Genomic DNA, 15,064 nt, shown 5'->3' with positions numbered 1-15,064 from the left:
AGTTTCGGCTGTCATAGCGAAGGGGAAACGCCCGGCTCCATTCCGAACCCGGAAGCTAAGCCCTTCAGCGCCGATGGTACTGCACTGGTGACGGTGTGGGAGAGTAGGACGCAGCCGGACACACTTTCAGACAACCCCGCCGGGAAACCGGCGGGGTTGTCGCATTTCCATGCCCTTTTCGCGTCCACTAGTCTGGGCTCGTGCCTGAACTCATCCCCTCCGCGACGCGCATCCCGGTTCCTGGCGGCAAGGTCATCGACGAGCACGTCGGGGCCGTGAACACCCCCGACGCGGGGCTGCAGTCGTCGGTGTCGGTGGCGCGCATGGTCGCGCCCGCCGGCTGGTCCGAGCCGTTCCAGACGCCTGAGTTCGACGAGATCACGCTCGTCCTCGCCGGAACGGTCATCGTCGACCACGGCGGGGGCAGCCTCGAGGTGGGGGCCGGCCAGTCGGTCATCACCCGCGGGGGAGAGCGCATCCGCTACTCCTGCGGCCCCGAGGGAGCCGAGTACGTCGCCGTCTGCCTGCCCGCCTTCAGCCCCGACACCGTCCACCGGGATGATGACGGTGACAGTGACGGGCAGGACGCAACCGCATGAGCGGCGCCGAGCCCATGACCGACCTCGAGGTGCGTCAGGCTCCCAAGGTCCTGCTCCACGACCACCTCGACGGTGGACTGCGCCCGCAGACGATCATCGACCTCGCCACCGAAGCCGGCTACGAGGGGCTCCCCGAGACCGAGGCCGGGGCACTGCGCACCTGGTTCCGTGAGAGCGCCGACTCCGGTTCGCTGCCGCGCTACCTCGAGACCTTCGACCACACCCTCGCCGTCATGCAGACCCGTGAGGGCCTCTTCCGCGTCGCCAGTGAGTGCGCGCAGGACCTCGCCGCTGACGGGGTCGTCTACGCCGAGAGCCGCTATGCCCCGGAGCAGCACCTGAGCCGTGGCCTGACGCTCGAGGGCGTCGTCGAGGCCGTCAACGCCGGCCTTCGGGACGGTGAGGCCAGGGCCCTGGCGGCAGGACACACGATCCGGGTGACCTCGTTGTTGACGGCGATGCGCCACGCCGCCAAGTCCACGGAGATCGCCGAGCTCGCGATCCGATACCGCGACCAGGGCGTGTCGGGATTCGACATCGCCGGCGCAGAGGCGGGCTACCCGCCCACCCGTCACCTCGACGCGTTCGAGTACCTCCGCCGCGAGAACTTCCACTTCACCATCCACGCGGGGGAGGCGTTCGGCCTGCCCTCCATCTGGGAGGCCATCCAGTGGTGCGGTGCCGACCGCCTGGGTCACGGGGTGCGCATCGTCGACGACATCACCATCGACGGGTCGCCGTTCGCCGACTGGGTCGAGGGCAACAAGGACGACCCGACAGCCCTGACCTCGCTCGAGCTGGGCCGGGTGCGCCTGGGTCGTCTTGCCGACTACGTGCGTGACAAGCGCATTCCCCTCGAGATGTGTCCGAGCAGCAACCTGCAGACCTCGGCAGCCCCGTCCATAGCCCTGCACCCGATCACCCTGCTGCGGCGGCTGCGGTTCCGCGTCACCCTCAACACGGACAACCGCCTGATGAGTGACACGTCGATGAGCCGGGAGGCGGAGCTGCTGCGCGACCACGCCGGCTGGAGCCTCGAGGACCTGCGCTGGGTCACGATCAACGCGATGAAGTCGGCCTTCATCCCCTTCGACGAGCGGCTGGCGATCATCGACGGCGTCATCAAGCCGGGCTACGCCGACCTCGGCTGCTGACGCACCGGCTCGTCACTCGAGCGCCGCCGTGATCGCGGCCTCGACGTGCAGCCTGGTGGTGGGGAAGACCGGAACGGCCGAGTCGGTCTGGTCGACGAGCAGCTCGATCTCCGTGCAGCCGAGGATGATTCCCTCGGCTCCGGCGGCGACGAGTCGGCCGATCACCTCCCGGTACGCCCGCCGCGAGTCGTCGGACACGATGCCCTGGCACAGCTCGTCGTAGATGACCCGGTGCACCACAGCCCGGTCGGCGGCGTCAGGGACCAGCACCGTCAGCCCGTGGCCGGCGAGACGCTCGCGCAGGAAGCCCTGCTCCATCGTGTAGCCGGTGGCGAGCAGTCCCACGCGCTCGAGGCCCGCCGCACGCACCGCCGCTGCCGTGACGTCACCGATGTGCAGCAGCGGGATCGAGACAGCGGCCTCGATGGCAGGCGCCACCTTGTGCATCGTGTTGGTGCAGAGGACGAGCAGCTGCGCGCCACCGGCCTCGAGCCCGGTCGCAGCCTCGGCCAGCAGGGCCCCCGCCTCGTCCCAGCGGTCCTCGGCCTGGAGACGCTCCACCTCGGCGAAGTCGACCGAGTGCAGCAGCAGCCGGGCAGAGGCGAGTCCGCCGGCCCGCTCGCGCACGAGCTCGTTGGCGAGGCGGTAGTACTCGGCGCTCGACTCCCAGCTCATGCCGCCGAGCAGGCCGACCAGCTTCACGGGGCGCCGGCCGCCTGGAGCAGGGCGCCCAGCTCGGCCTCGGCCTGGCGTGGGTGGAGGCAGCGTGCGCCGTGGGCCTCTGCCTGTGCCACGACGTGGGGCTCGTCGCGCCACAGGGCGAAGCCGCGACGCAGGAGGATGTGCGGCGGCTTGCGTCGCTCGGACAGGTCCCGGACGAAGCGGCGCAGAGCGGTCAGGGACCGGTTCTGCCGCACGCACAGCGCCTCGGCGAGCAGCTCCTCGCGGCGGAGAACGTGGACCAGACGCCCGGCGAAGAGGCCCTCGGCCACGACGTAGTCGGTGGAACGCGCTTCGAGCACGTGTCGGCCCGTCACCGCTGAGGCTGCGATGTCGTAGACCGGCACCTCGACCCTGCCCTCGTCGACAAGCCGGCGGAGGGCGTCCACCGCGGACTCGGCATCCCATGAGTCGGCGTGGTCCCAGTCGGGGATCCCGAGCGGGGAGCGCGGCAACCGTGGGTCGCTGGCCTCGCGGTAGAAGTCGTCGAGTCGCACGACGGGCCACCCGTGGGCGTTGCCCAGCCGTGCCGAGAGCCGGCTCTTGCCGGCGCCGCTCGGTCCGGTGAGGAGGATGACCCGGCGGCGGTCGGCACTGCCGCCGCCGGGCGCCGCCTCCCGTGCTCCCACGGCCTCAGAGGCCCTTGGGGTGCCAGACGGTCTTCGTCTCGACGAAGGCACGGATGCGGGACAGGCCCGGATCCTCGGTCCAGTCGGGCTCGACGGGCGCGCCGTCCTGGACGGTGGGGCGCAGGACGCGCTTGAGGTTGCCGGCAGCCGCGGCCTCGAGAGCGGCCCAGTCGACGCCCTCCGCGCCGGCGACACCGGTCAGGTCGATCGCGTTGACGTCGCGGTGGGAGGCGAGCCACGAGGCGACCTCGGCCGTGCGCGCCGTGATGAGGTTGACGACTCCACCGGGCACGTCGGAGGTCGCGAACACCTCGCCCAGGGTGATGGCCGGCAGCGGGCGGTCGGCAGACGTGACGACGACCGCCGTGTTGCCCGTCGCGATGACCGGGGCCACGACCGAGACGAGCCCGAGGAGTGAGGAGGCCTGCGGCGCAAGGACGCCCACGACCCCGGTCGGCTCGGGAGCCGAGACGTTGAAGTAGGGGCCAGCCACCGGGTTGAGGTTGCCCAGCACCTGGGCGATCTTGTCGGTCCACCCGGCATACCAGACGACGCGGTCGACGGCGGCGTCGACGACGGCCGAGGCCGCGCGGGCCGTGAGGCCCTCGCTGGCACCGATCTCGTCGACGAACTGGGCCCGGCGCCCTTCGAGCACCTCGGCCACGCGGTAGAGCACCTGGCCGCGGTTGAACGCGGTCGCTCCGGACCAGCCCGAGTACGCGCCCCGCGCGGCGACGACCGCGTCGCGGACGTCCTTGCGTGAACCCATCGAGGCGTTGGCGAGGAACTGCCCCGAGGCCGAGACGACCTCGTAGGAGCGTCCGGACTCGCTGCGGGGGAACTTCCCGCCGATGTAGAGCTTGTAGGTCTTGCGCACGTCGAGGCGGCTCATCGCGTGGCTCCCGTCAGGCTGGCAGGTGCAGTGGTCACGTAGGCCTCCAGTCCGTGACGACCGCCCTCACGGCCGTACCCGGACTCCTTGTACCCGCCGAAGGGCGAGCTGGGGTCGAAGCGGTTGAACGTGTTGGCCCAGACGACGCCGGCCTTGAGCTGGTCGGCCATCCAGAGGATGCGTGAGCCCTTCTCGGTCCAGACGCCGGCCGAGAGGCCGTATGCCGTGTTGTTGGCCTTCGCGACCGCCTCCTGGGGCGTGCGGAAGGTGAGGACGGTCAGGACCGGGCCGAAGATCTCCTCCGTCGCGACCCGATGGGTCTGCGAGACGCCGGTGAGCAGCGTCGGCGGGTACCAGAACCCCTTGGTCGGCAGCGTGCAGGCCGGGCTCCAGCGCTCGGCGCCCTCGGCGATCCCCGCGTCGACGAGGGTCGTGATGCGGTCGAGCTGCTCGCGCGAGTTGATCGCGCCGAGGTCGCTGTTCTTGTCGAGCGGGTCCCCGACGCGGAGGGTCTGGAGCCGGCGCTTGAGCTTGGCGATGACCTGGTCGTGGACGTTCTCCTGCACGAGCAGACGCGACCCGGCGCAGCAGACCTGCCCCTGGTTGAAGAAGATGCCACCGACGATGCCCTCGACGGCCTGCTCGATCGGGGCGTCGTCGAAGATGATGTTCGCCGCCTTGCCGCCGAGCTCGAGGGTGGCCTTCTTGGCGGTGCCGGCGATCGACCGGGCGATGGTCTTGCCCACCTCGGTCGAGCCCGTGAAGGCGATCTTGTCGACGTCCGGGTGCTCGACGAGGGCCTGGCCCGTGCGTCCGTCGCCGGTGACGATGTTGACGACGCCGGCGGGCAGCTCGGCCTGCTGGCAGACCTCGGCGAAGAGCAGAGCACTGAGCGGGGTGGTCTCGGCGGGCTTGAGCACCACGGTGTTGCCCGTGGCCAGCGCCGGCGCGACCTTCCACGCGAGCATGAGCAGCGGGAAGTTCCACGGGATGATCTGCCCGACGACACCGTGCGCGCGACCGGGGGCGCTCCCGGGAGTGGAGAGGCCGGCATACTCGAGCTTGTCGGCCCAGCCCGCGTGGTAGAAGAAGTGCGCGGCAGCCGTCGGGACGTCGAAGTCGCGCGTCTCCTTGATCGGCTTGCCGTTGTCGAGAGACTCGAGCACGGCGAACTCGCGGGCGCGCTCCTGCAGGATGCGGGCGATGCGGAAGAGGTACTTGCCGCGCTCGGCGCCGCTCATCCGGCCCCAGACGCCGTCGTAGGCGCGGCGCGCAGCGGCGACGGCCTTGTCGACGTCCTTGGGACCGGCCTGGCTCACCTCGGCGAGGACCGTCTCGTCCGCGGGGTTGATCGTCGGGAAGGTCGCCTTGGGGCGCGTGAAGCCGCCGTCGATGAAGAGGCCGTAGGACTTCTCGATCGTGACGATGGCGCGCGACTCGGGCGCTGGGGCGTACTCGAACTTCGGCATCAGGATGTCTTTCGTGGGCGCTGTGGTGTCAGCCGCTGGAGAGTGTGGTCGGTCAGTCGATCGTCACGTAGTCGGCGCCGGAGTAGGCACCCGTGGCGAGCTTCTGGCGCTGCAGGATGAGGTCGTTGAGCAGGCTCGAGGCGCCGAAGCGGAACCACTCGGGCGAGAGCCAGTCGTCGCCGGCGACCTCGTTGACCATGACGAGGTACTTGATGGCGTCCTTGGTGGTCTTGATGCCCCCGGCCGGCTTGACGCCGACCTGGCTGCCCGTGAGCTCGCGCCAGTCCCGCACGGCCTCGAGCATGATCAGGGTGACGGGCAAGGTGGCAGCGGGCTGGACCTTGCCGGTGGACGTCTTGATGAAGTCGGCGCCCGCCAGCATCGAGAGGTAGGACGCGCGTCGGACGTTGTCGTAGGTGACGAGCTCACCGGTCTCCATGATGACCTTGAGGTGGGCGGTGCCGCAGGCGGCCTTCACCTCGGCGATCTGGTTGAAGACCGTGAGGTGGTCTCCCGAGAGGAACGCACCCCGGTCGATGACCATGTCGATCTCGTCGGCGCCGGCCTCTACCGCGTCACGGGTGTCGGCGAGCTTGACCGCCATGCTGGCGCGGCCCGACGGGAAGGCCGTCGCGACCGCGGCGACGTGGATGCCGCTGTCGCCCAGGGCCTGCTTGGCGGTCGCGACCATGTCGCCGTAGACGCAGATCGCGGCAGGCCGCGGCGTCGTCGGGTCGAGGGCGTCGGGGACGAGCGCCTTGGCGCAGAGCGACCGGACCTTGCCGACCGTGTCGGAGCCCTCGAGGGTCGTCAGGTCGATCATCCCGATCGCGGTGTCGATGGCCCAGGCCTTGCTCGTCGTCTTGACCGAACGGGTGGCGAGCCCAGCGGCACGCGCCTCGCAGCCGACCTGGTCGACCCCCGGCAGGCCGTGCAGCCAGGAGGTGAGGGCATGGTTCGTCAGGCGTGACACCCCCAGGACGTCCCGCGCCTGCGCGGTGAGGTCCTGCGCGGTGCGCGTCGTGGTGCTAACTGTCACCACCGGAGTCTATCCACCTGTCGAGACGACCAGTGACGCGTGAGAGAGTCTGTCCGTGAGTCCCGAAGTGCCGCAGCCGCCCGTCCCCGACCCGAAAGAGCAGATCGGGGGCCGGACCGGGTTCCGCGACGCACGGACGTTGCGACCGGGATCGTCCATCGCCGTGGGGGTCGTCGGTGCCGTGTCCGGCCTCGCCCTGCTCGTGCCGGGGCTGCTGACCCCGCCCCGCAGCTGGACCCTCATCTCGACCGTCGTGCTCGCCCTCGTGCTGCTGTGGCTCTTCGTCGTGCGCCCCTGCGTGGTGATCCATGCCGAAGGGATCCGGCTCGTCAACCCGCTGCGGGTGGTCGACGTGACGTGGCCGGTGATCTCCGAGGTGCGCTCGCGGTGGGCGCTCGAGCTGACCGTCGGTGGCCGGCGCTACACCGCCTGGGGCGTCCCTGCCGACCCGGGCCGCCCGAGGTACGGGCGGGGGATGCTGTCCGTCGGGGCCAACAAGGTCCGCGGCCAGACCGTCCCCGTGGCACCACCGAAGCCCAAGGTCGAGGCCCAGATGGTCGCCGCGGAGGTCGAGGAGCGCATGGCCGCGGACCGCAAGCGCAAGGACGGTCGCACCCCGCGCATCGCGCACCAGGCCTGGGACCCGGTGTCGGTCGGACTGTTGCTGGCGGCGACCGCCTTCTTCGTCATCGGGACCTTCGTCGTCTGACGCGTCAGAGTGAGGTCAGGTCCTCGAACGCGGAACGGACCCGGGCGAGGCGGGTCTCGGCCACAGCGCGTGACTCCCCGAGCCTGGCTGCGCTCGCCACCGGCTCGATGACCTCCAGGTAGACCTTGACCTTCGGCTCGGTGCCGCTCGGCCGCACGATGGCCCGGGAGCGGTCGGCCAGGTGGTAGCGCAGGCCCTCGGTCGGGGGCAGCCCGCCGTCGCCCTTGCCGAGGTCGTCGATGCGCGCGACGTCGACGCCGGCCACCGTCGTCGGTGCCTCGGCCCGCAGGCGCCCCATCAGGATGTCGATCTGGGCGAGGTCGGTGACCCGCACGGAGAACGAGTCGGTCGCATGCACGCCGTGCTCGACGGCGAGGTCGTCGAGCAGGTCGGTGAGGGTGCGCCCCTCGGCCTTGAGGGTGGCCGCGAGCTCGGCGAGCAGCAGGGCGGCGCTGACGCCGTCCTTGTCACGGACGATCTGCGGCGCCACGCAGTAGCCGAGCGCCTCCTCGTAGCCGTAGCGCAGGCGGTCGACCCGAGAGATCCACTTGAAGCCGGTCAGGGTCTCCGCGTGGCGCAGCCCAGCCGCCTTGGCGATCGACGCGAGCAGCCGCGACGACACGATCGAGTTGGCGAAGACCTCGCGCCGTGAGACGCCACGTCGCACGATGTGGGTTCCGAGCAGCGCGCCCACCTCGTCGCCGCGCAGCATCCGCCAGTCCCCGAGAGCCGGGTCGAGCACGGCTGCTGCACACCGGTCGGCGTCCGGGTCGTTGGCGATGACGAGGTCGCACCCGACCGCGCGAGCCCGGGCGAGGGCGAGGTCGATCGCGCCCTTCTCCTCGGGGTTGGGGAAGGCCACGGTCGGGAAGTCGGGGTCGGGCACCGCCTGCTCGTCGACGACGACCGGAGCCGGGAAGCCCGCTTGGACGAAGGCGGTGTGCACCGTGGCGTGACCGACGCCGTGCAGGCTCGTGTGGACGGTGCGCAGCTCACGGGGCGAGGCGGGGTCGAGGACGGTGACCACCGCGTCGACGTAGTGCTCGAGGAGGTTGTCGCCTAGCGTCTCCCATCCCTCGCCGGCGCGCGGCACGTCGGCCACCCGCTCGACGTCGGCGATGTGCGCGGCGATCTGGGCGTCGGCCGGCGGCACGATCTGGCTGCCGTCCCCGAGGTAGACCTTGTAGCCGTTGTCCTGCGGGGGGTTGTGGCTCGCGGTGACCATGACGCCGGCGTCGGCGCCGAGGTGACGGATCGCGAAGGCGAGCACGGGCGTCGGCAGCGGCTGGGGGAGCAGCAGCGCCCTCCCGCCGGCGGCCACGACCACCGCCGCGGTGTCCCGGGCGAAGACGTCGGAGTTGTAGCGCGCGTCGTAGCCGATGACGACCGTCGGGGCCTCGCCCGCCCGTCCTTCGTCCTTGAGGTATGCCGTGAGGCCGGCTGCCGCGCGGATGACGACGCTGCGGTTCATCCGGTTCGGCCCGGCGCCGAGCGCGCCCCGCAGCCCGGCCGTGCCGAACTCGAGCAGGCCGGACATGCGGTCGGCGAGGTCGGCGGCTGCGGCCTCGTCGCCGCCCGAGGCGCGAGTGATGACGGCGTCGAGCTCGGCGCGGGTCGTGGGATCGGGGTCGTCGTCACGCCAGGCCCGCGCGGCGGCGTACAGCGACTCGGTGCTGCCGACGGTGGCCATCAGAGGCGACCCACGACGTCGGCGAGGAGCCGGCCGCAGCGCTCGGCGGCGGCCTGACCGGCCTCGAGCACCTCGGCATGGCTCAGCGGCTGGTCCGAGATGCCGGCGGCCAGGTTGGTCACGAGCGAGATGCCGAGCACGTCGAGACCGGCCTGCCGTGCCGCGATGGCCTCGAGGCTCGTCGACATCCCGACGAGGTCGCCTCCGATGACCTTGGCCATCCGCACCTCGGCCGGCGTCTCGTAGTGCGGCCCGCGGAACTGGACGTAGACGCCCTCGTCGAGCTCGGGATCGACCTCGCGCGCGAGGTCGCGCAGGCGCGGCGTGTAGAGGTCGGTGAGGTCGACGAAGTTCGCGCCCTCGATGGGGGAGTGCGCGGTCAGGTTGATGTGGTCGCGGATCAGGACCGGGGTGCCGGGGGCCCACGCCGGGTTGAGCCCGCCGCACCCGTTGGTGAGCACGATGGTGGAGCAGCCGGCGGCCTTGGCCGTGCGCACGCCGTGGACGACAGCGCGCACACCGCGACCTTCGTAGAAGTGGGTGCGCGTGCCGAAGACGAGCGCCCGGCGTCCGGTGTCGCCGATCGCGACCGAGCGCATGCTGCCGGAGTGCCCGGCGACGGCGGCGGCGTGGAAGCCGGGCACGTCGGCGTTGTCGACGGTGGCCAGCGTCTCGCCGATGAGGTCGGCCGTCTGGCCCCAGCCCGAGCCGAGCACGAGCGCCACGTCGTGGTGGTCGACGCCGGTGCGCTCGGCGATGACGGCGGCGGCGTCGGCCGCGACGTCGAAGGGGTCTGTGGAGGGGTCGCTGAGATCTCGGTGGGTGCGGGTCACGGTCAGGACTCTAGCGAGGACGTGGCGGTGCAGGTACCGGTCCCCGGATGCTCAGCGCGGACCAGCGGCGAACGCGGTGAGCACGGCGTCGACGGTCCGCGAGACGAAGGCGCGGCGACCTCGGGCGGGGCGGGCCAGTGCCGCGAGGAGGACACCCTCGAGGGCGGCCACGACGGCCTCGGCATGGGGGCGCGCGCCGACCTCGCGCGTCCGGGCCACGACCTCCTCCACGACGTCGAGCAACCGCTCGCGCCACTGCGTGAACACGGCAGCGAGCTCGTCGTCCCGAGCGGCCTCGAGAGTCAGCTCGAGGCGGGTCACGACGACGTCGCGGTCCCGCAGCCAGCCGACGAAGAGGTCGGAGATCTGGGCAGTGGCCCGGGCCGGGTCTCCCGGACCGGAGGCGAGCCGGCGGCCCAGGGCCTCGACGTCCTCGGTGAGCCCCGCCGCGACGTGGGCGGCGAGGGCCTGCACGAGAGCGGCTCGCGTGCGCAGGTAGGCCGAGCAGGTGCCGGCCGGGAGGCCTGCCCGTGCGTCGACGGCCCGGTGCGTGAGTCCGCGCATCCCGCCGGCCGCGACGACCGACACCGCGGCCTCGAGCAGCTGGCGGCGGCGGGGGGAGGTGGCGGCGTTCTGGGGCACGGGCGTCCTCGTGTCGCGCATGTGCGGGTGGTCACACCGAGGGTAGCGGGGAATGGTGTGTCTGCCCGGGGACGTTCTACAGATGTAGATTCTACAGATGTAGAAACCCGATCAGGAGGTCGACCCATGCAGATCCTCACCGGCATCACGCCGTTCGTCACCGTCTTCTTCGCCCTCGCGAGCCTCGCCGTCCTGCTCGTCGTCGGTGCCGCAGGCGCCTTCCTCGTGCGCAACCGTTCCGCGCGGCGACACTCCGGCGCGGCCCTGCTGCCGTACTACCGCACCCTCGCCCTCGGCCACTGAGCCACCGGCCGCGCTCACCCCGCGAGCGGTCGGTCGCCTGCTCGGAGGATGGTTGGATGGTCCCGTGATCACGCGCGAGACAACCGTTGTCATCATCGGCGGCGGCCCCGGAGGCTATGAGGCGGCCCTCGTCGCCGCCCAGCTCGGCGCCCGGGTCACCGTCGTCGAGAAGGACGGCCTGGGCGGCGCCGCCGTGCTCACCGACTGCGTGCCGAGCAAGGCTCTCATCGCCACCGCGGACTACATGTCCGACTTCCAGACGGCCTCGCACCTGGGAGTGCGACTGCAGGACGACGACGGCGACGAGGTGTCCGATGCCGTCGCGCAGGCGCACACCGTCAACGGCCGCATCCTCGAGCTCGCCGCCGCCCAGAGCGCCGACGTCCAGGGCAGCCTGGAGCAGGTCGGCGTCACGGTGCTGCGCGGCACGGCCCGGATCTCCGGCCGTGAGCGCGTCGTCGCCGAGCTGGCCGACGGCACCACGCGGGAGCTGCCCGCCGACGTCGTCCTCGTCGCCACCGGTGCATCCCCCCGGGTCATGGACACGATGCGGCCCGACGGCGAGCGCATCCTCACCTGGCAGCAGATCTACTCCCTCGACGAGCTGCCCGACCGCATCATCGTCATCGGGTCGGGTGTCACCGGCGCCGAGCTCGCACAGGCCTACCTCGGCCTCGGCTCGCAGGTCGTGCTCGTCTCCTCCCGGGACCGGGTGCTGCCCGGTGAGGACGCCGACGCCGCCACCGTGATCGAGGACGTCTTCCGCAAGCGCGGCATGGAGGTGCTGAACAAGTCCCGGGCCGCGTCGGTCGAGCGCACTGCCGACGGTGTCGTCGTCACGCTCGTGGACGGCCGCACCGTCGAAGGCTCGCACGCCCTGCTCGCCGTGGGGTCGGTGCCCAACACGGCAGGCCTGGGTCTCGAGGAGGCGGGCGTCGAGCTCAGCCCCTCGGGCCACGTCCAGGTCGACCGGGTCTCGCGCACCAGCGTCGGCGGGGTCTACGCGGCCGGCGACTGCACCGGCGTGCTGCCCCTCGCGTCCGTGGCCGCCATGCAGGGACGCATCGCCATGTGGCACGCGCTCGGTGACGCCGTGGCACCCCTCAACGTGCGCGGGGTCGCCGCCAACATCTTCACCGAGCCGGAGATCGCCACGGTCGGCATCAGCCAGAACGCGGCCGACGAGTCGCCCGAGGTCGAGTCCGTGACCCTGCCGTTGGCCCGCAACCCACGCGCCAAGATGCAGGGGATCAACGACGGCTTCGTCAAGCTCTTCTGCCGGAAGGGCTACGGCACGGTCCTGGGTGGGGTCGTGGTCGCGCCCAAGGCCTCCGAGCTGATCTACCCCGTCGCGCTCGCGGTGCAGAATCGGCTCAGCGTCGACCAGGTGTCGAGCACGATCACGGTCTACCCGTCGCTCTCGGGCTCGATCGCCGAGGCAGCGCGCCAGCTCCACCAGTCCGACTGACCCGACTGGACGGCATACGCCGTCGGTGCCCGGCCAGGCAGGTCACGCGGGTCAGGGCTGGGAGTCTCCGGAGGGACGGTCGCGGTCGTCGAGGTCGTGTTCGGTGGCCCCTTCCTCCTCGGCCCAGCGCTCGCGACGACGCCGGGACACCGTGTCGCGGATCTTCTTCTGGAGCGGGTAGAACACTGCGGCCACGATGATGAGGATGACGAGGTTCGTCACCGAGATGAGCGGCTGGTCGTTCGTCGCGGTCGGGAGGGTCGCAAGCACATGAGCAGTGTGCCAGAGGCGTAGCGTCGGGGACGTGGCGGCGACGTCGTCACGTCGGGGTCGTCGGCCGCGCCGTCGACCGGCGTTCCCCGAGCAGCTCGGACCGTGGAGGCACGCGCAGTGAGCGACTGGATCCAGAAGGCCAAGGACTTCGTCAAGGGTCACCCCGACCAGGCCCAGCAGGGTCTCGACAAGGCCGAGGAGCTCATCAACGAGCGCACCGGCGGCAAGTACGCCGACCAGCTCGACCAGGGCAGTGACAAGGTGAAGGAGACACTCGGCCTGCCGCCCGACGCCGACGGCACGCTGCCGCCGGACACCCCGGAGCCCCCGGCCACGCCTGCGCCGCCGGGCACTCCGCGGCCGCCGGCCACGCCGGAGCCCGTCCCGAGCCCGGCGCCGGCTCCCACCCCCGAGCCGGTCCCGACCCCGGAGCCCGGGCCCGGCCCCGTCGAACCGATGCCACCGGTCGACCCCACCGACCCCGCACCCGTCGACCCGCACCTGCCCGGTGGGCCCGGCCCGTCGGAGATCCCGCCGACCGGCGAGCCCAGCGGAGAGCAGGGCCTTCCCGGCGTCCCCGACCCGAACCTGCCCGGCTCGGGCGAGGGTGACATCACGCTCGGTGACCCGCCGCCCCGGCAGGGCTGACCGGGGCTGACCAGAGACGACCCGGCCCGACCGGGCCGGCGAACACACACGAAGGGCCGACCCGCCACACGGCGGGTCGGCCCTTTCGCGGGTCTGGGGTGCTCCGTGCCGCTCGGGGTCAGCCCTCGGCGGCGTCCTTGATCTCGGCGAGCACTGCACCGGACGTGACGGTCTCGCCGACCGTGGCCGTGAGACCAGACACGACACCGGCCTTGTGGGCCGTGATGGGCTGCTCCATCTTCATCGCCTCGAGGACGATGACGAGGTCGCCCGCTGCGACGGTCGCGCCCTCCTCGACGGCGATCTTGACGATGGTGCCCTGCATCGGGGCTGTCAGCGAGTCGCCCGAGGCGGCGCCCCCGGACTTGCCGCCACCGGACCGCTTGGGTGCCTTCTTCTTCGCCGCCACGCCGCCGCTGCCGCCACCGAGCGAGAGCCCGCCGGGGAGCGAGACCTCGAGGCGCTTGCCGCCGACCTCGACGACGACGGTCTGGCGCTCCTCGGCCTCCTCGGCGTCGGCCGACCCACCGGCATACGCCTCGATCGTGTTGTCGAACTCCGTCTCGATCCATCGGGTGTGGATCGTGAAGGGGGCGCCGTCGGTCGGGGCGAAGGCGGGGTCGGAGACGACCGCCCGGTGGAACGGGACGACGGTCGGCATGCCCTCGATGACCAGCTCCGCCAGGGCTCGGCGCGCCCGGTCGATCGCCTGCTCGCGGGTGCGGCCGGTGATGACGAGCTTGGCGATCATCGAGTCGAACGCCCCTGCGACGGTGTCGCCCTCGACGATGCCGGCGTCCCAGCGCACGCCCGGGCCCTGCGGCACGACCATGCGGCTCACCGTGCCCGGTGCAGGGAGGAAGCCGCGGCCCGCGTCCTCGCCGTTGATCCTGAACTCGATGGAGTGCGCGTGGGGCTCGGGGTCGCCGTAGTCGAGCGCCTCGCCGTTGGCGATGCGGAACTGCTCGCGCACGAGGTCGATGCCCGTGACCTCCTCGGTCACGGGGTGCTCGACCTGCAGGCGCGTGTTGACCTCGAGGAAGCTGATGTCGCCGGCTGGTCCCACGAGGAACTCGCACGTGCCGGCGCCGACGTAGCCGGCCTCCTTGAGGATGGCCTTGCTCGCGCGCAACAGCTCGGTGTGCTGCTCCTCGGTGAGGAACGGCGCGGGGGCCTCCTCGACGAGCTTCTGGTTGCGGCGCTGGAGCGAGCAGTCGCGCGTCGAGACGACGACGACGTTGCCGTGCTGGTCGGCCAGGCACTGGGTCTCGACGTGGCGCGGGTGGTCGAGGAAGCGCTCGACGAAGCACTCGCCACGCCCGAAGGCGGTCACGGCCTCGCGCACGGCCGAGTCGTAGAGGTCGTGGATCTCCTCCATCGCGCGCGCCACCTTGAGGCCTCGGCCACCGCCGCCGTATGCCGCCTTGATCGCCACCGGGAGGCCGTGCTCCTTCGCGAACTCCACCACCTCGTCGGCGCCGGAGACCGGGTCCTTCGTGCCGGGCACGAGCGGGGCGCCGGCCTTCGTCGCGATGTGGCGCGCCTTGACCTTGTCGCCGAGGGAGTCGATCGCCTCCGGGCCGGGGCCGATCCAGATGAGACCTGCGTCGATGACGGCCTGGGCGAACGACGCGTTCTCGGCCAGGAAGCCGTAGCCGGGGTGGACGGCGTCGGCGCCTGCCTGGCGCGCGATGTCGAGCAGCTTCTCCTGGACGAGGTAGCTCTCGCCCGGGGTGGATCCACCGAGGGCGTAGGCCTCGTCGGCGACCTTGACGTGCAGGGCATCCCGGTCGGGCTCGGCATAAACCGCGACCGAGGCGATCCCGCTGTCCGTGCACGCCCGCGCGATGCGGACGGCGATCTCACCACGGTTTGCGATCAGGACCTTGCTGATGGATGCCATGGCTCGGACTCTATCGGGCTGACACCGCGTCGATTCGGCGTCCTCGCGTCTATTCCCGGTCGTCTCAGAGTGAGGTCCGGCACATCACCGGTC

16 protein-coding genes and 1 rRNA gene are annotated in these 15,064 nt (G+C 71.6%); 7 read left to right on the top strand and 10 right to left on the bottom strand.

The genetic code is table 11. The features are described 5' to 3' along the window. Positions 1-3 precede the first annotated feature (3 nt). From rrf to ABD831_RS19205, 3 genes are all read left to right on the top strand, one after another. Positions 4-120: ribosomal RNA gene (gene rrf / locus ABD831_RS19215) — 5S ribosomal RNA — on the top strand. Positions 121-200: 80 nt separating this feature from the next. Beyond that, positions 201-599: a cupin domain-containing protein gene (locus ABD831_RS19210; protein ID WP_344950545.1), complete on the top strand. Its 399-nt coding sequence runs from the start codon at positions 201-203 to the stop codon at positions 597-599. Next, positions 596-1,753 (top strand): adenosine deaminase, encoded by a 1,158-nt coding sequence (locus tag ABD831_RS19205; protein ID WP_344950542.1) that lies wholly within the window; start codon positions 596-598, stop codon positions 1,751-1,753. Before ABD831_RS19210 ends, ABD831_RS19205 begins: the two co-directional genes overlap by 4 nt. Before the next feature lie 12 nt (positions 1,754-1,765). Here ABD831_RS19205 and ABD831_RS19200 read toward each other — a convergent pair whose 3' ends face one another. Genes ABD831_RS19200 through deoC form a run of 5 tightly spaced genes read right to left on the bottom strand, consistent with a single transcriptional unit; the run spans position 1,766 to position 6,502 of the window. Further along, positions 1,766-2,455 (bottom strand): aspartate/glutamate racemase family protein, encoded by a 690-nt coding sequence (locus ABD831_RS19200; protein WP_344950539.1) that lies wholly within the window; start codon positions 2,453-2,455, stop codon positions 1,766-1,768. Continuing rightward, a complete protein-coding gene (locus tag ABD831_RS19195; protein WP_344950536.1) occupies positions 2,452-3,102 on the bottom strand; it encodes a uridine kinase family protein in 651 nt (216 codons plus the stop codon). The genes ABD831_RS19200 and ABD831_RS19195 overlap by 4 nt, the downstream gene beginning before the upstream one ends. A gap of 4 nt (positions 3,103-3,106) precedes the next feature. Next, the gene (locus ABD831_RS19190; RefSeq protein WP_344950533.1) at positions 3,107-3,994 is read right to left on the bottom strand and encodes an aldehyde dehydrogenase family protein; all 888 of its coding nucleotides are present in this window, start codon (positions 3,992-3,994) and stop codon (positions 3,107-3,109) included. Continuing rightward, positions 3,991-5,463, bottom strand: a complete 1,473-nt coding sequence (locus tag ABD831_RS19185; RefSeq protein ID WP_344950530.1) for an aldehyde dehydrogenase family protein — start codon at positions 5,461-5,463, stop codon at positions 3,991-3,993. The genes ABD831_RS19190 and ABD831_RS19185 overlap by 4 nt, the downstream gene beginning before the upstream one ends. 52 nt (positions 5,464-5,515) lie before the next feature. After that, positions 5,516-6,502: a deoxyribose-phosphate aldolase gene (gene deoC, locus ABD831_RS19180; protein ID WP_425582855.1), complete on the bottom strand. Its 987-nt coding sequence runs from the start codon at positions 6,500-6,502 to the stop codon at positions 5,516-5,518. A 55-nt stretch (positions 6,503-6,557) separates the two neighbouring features. Between deoC and ABD831_RS19175 the strand changes: the two genes are divergently transcribed. After that, positions 6,558-7,211, top strand: a complete 654-nt coding sequence (locus tag ABD831_RS19175; protein ID WP_344950527.1) for a PH domain-containing protein — start codon at positions 6,558-6,560, stop codon at positions 7,209-7,211. Between the two features lie 4 nt (positions 7,212-7,215). Here the strand turns inward: ABD831_RS19175 and ABD831_RS19170 are convergent, their stop codons facing one another. The 3 genes from ABD831_RS19170 to ABD831_RS19160 are packed head-to-tail and all read right to left on the bottom strand — an operon-like array spanning position 7,216 to position 10,397. After that, on the bottom strand, positions 7,216-8,901 hold the full coding sequence (locus ABD831_RS19170) for a phospho-sugar mutase (RefSeq protein ID WP_344950524.1): 1,686 nt from the start codon (positions 8,899-8,901) through the stop codon (positions 7,216-7,218). Continuing rightward, a complete protein-coding gene (locus ABD831_RS19165) occupies positions 8,901-9,734 on the bottom strand; it encodes a purine-nucleoside phosphorylase (protein ID WP_142179791.1) in 834 nt (277 codons plus the stop codon). Before ABD831_RS19165 ends, ABD831_RS19170 begins: the two co-directional genes overlap by 1 nt. Before the next feature lie 51 nt (positions 9,735-9,785). Next, positions 9,786-10,397, bottom strand: a complete 612-nt coding sequence (locus ABD831_RS19160; RefSeq protein WP_344950518.1) for a TetR/AcrR family transcriptional regulator — start codon at positions 10,395-10,397, stop codon at positions 9,786-9,788. A gap of 105 nt (positions 10,398-10,502) precedes the next feature. Here ABD831_RS19160 and ABD831_RS19155 point away from each other — a divergent pair, with 105 nt between their 5' ends. Then, on the top strand, positions 10,503-10,679 hold the full coding sequence (locus ABD831_RS19155; RefSeq protein ID WP_344950515.1) for a hypothetical protein: 177 nt from the start codon (positions 10,503-10,505) through the stop codon (positions 10,677-10,679). Positions 10,680-10,743: 64 nt separating this feature from the next. Next, complete coding sequence (locus tag ABD831_RS19150; RefSeq protein WP_344950512.1) at positions 10,744-12,147, top strand: NAD(P)H-quinone dehydrogenase; 1,404 nt, start codon at positions 10,744-10,746, stop codon at positions 12,145-12,147. A 51-nt stretch (positions 12,148-12,198) separates the two neighbouring features. On the opposite strand, the gene ABD831_RS19145 is transcribed toward ABD831_RS19150, so the two are convergent. Beyond that, entirely contained in the window at positions 12,199-12,417 is a 219-nt protein-coding gene (locus tag ABD831_RS19145; RefSeq protein ID WP_344950509.1) for a hypothetical protein, read from the bottom strand. A gap of 120 nt (positions 12,418-12,537) precedes the next feature. On the opposite strand from ABD831_RS19145, the gene ABD831_RS19140 reads away from it, so the two are divergent. After that, the gene (locus ABD831_RS19140; protein ID WP_344950506.1) at positions 12,538-13,068 is read left to right on the top strand and encodes an antitoxin; all 531 of its coding nucleotides are present in this window, start codon (positions 12,538-12,540) and stop codon (positions 13,066-13,068) included. 118 nt (positions 13,069-13,186) lie between these two features. Here ABD831_RS19140 and ABD831_RS19135 read toward each other — a convergent pair whose 3' ends face one another. Further along, positions 13,187-14,971 carry an acetyl/propionyl/methylcrotonyl-CoA carboxylase subunit alpha gene (locus ABD831_RS19135; protein WP_344950503.1) on the bottom strand — a complete coding sequence of 595 codons (1,785 nt, stop codon included), beginning with the start codon at positions 14,969-14,971 and terminating at the stop codon, positions 13,187-13,189. Positions 14,972-15,064: the final 93 nt, after the last annotated feature.

The organism is Terrabacter ginsenosidimutans (assembly GCF_039539425.1).
Classification (GTDB): domain Bacteria; phylum Actinomycetota; class Actinomycetes; order Actinomycetales; family Dermatophilaceae; genus Terrabacter; species Terrabacter ginsenosidimutans.
Note: the sequence above shows the minus strand (reverse complement) of the source record. Positions and strands in the feature narration are given on the sequence as shown.

What these genes read in the sequence shown, in the direction of transcription:
- ABD831_RS19155 (WP_344950515.1), top strand. Translation starts at nt 10,503, where the DNA reads ATGCAGATCCTCACCGGCATCACGCCGTTCGTCACCGTCTTCTTCGCC.
- ABD831_RS19190 (WP_344950533.1), bottom strand. Translation starts at nt 3,994, where the DNA reads ATGAGCCGCCTCGACGTGCGCAAGACCTACAAGCTCTACATCGGCGGG.
- ABD831_RS19135 (WP_344950503.1), bottom strand. Translation starts at nt 14,971, where the DNA reads ATGGCATCCATCAGCAAGGTCCTGATCGCAAACCGTGGTGAGATCGCC.
- ABD831_RS19205 (WP_344950542.1), top strand. Translation starts at nt 596, where the DNA reads ATGAGCGGCGCCGAGCCCATGACCGACCTCGAGGTGCGTCAGGCTCCC.
- ABD831_RS19160 (WP_344950518.1), bottom strand. Translation starts at nt 10,397, where the DNA reads ATGCGCGACACGAGGACGCCCGTGCCCCAGAACGCCGCCACCTCCCCC.
- ABD831_RS19185 (WP_344950530.1), bottom strand. Translation starts at nt 5,463, where the DNA reads ATGCCGAAGTTCGAGTACGCCCCAGCGCCCGAGTCGCGCGCCATCGTC.
- ABD831_RS19170 (WP_344950524.1), bottom strand. Translation starts at nt 8,901, where the DNA reads ATGGCCACCGTCGGCAGCACCGAGTCGCTGTACGCCGCCGCGCGGGCC.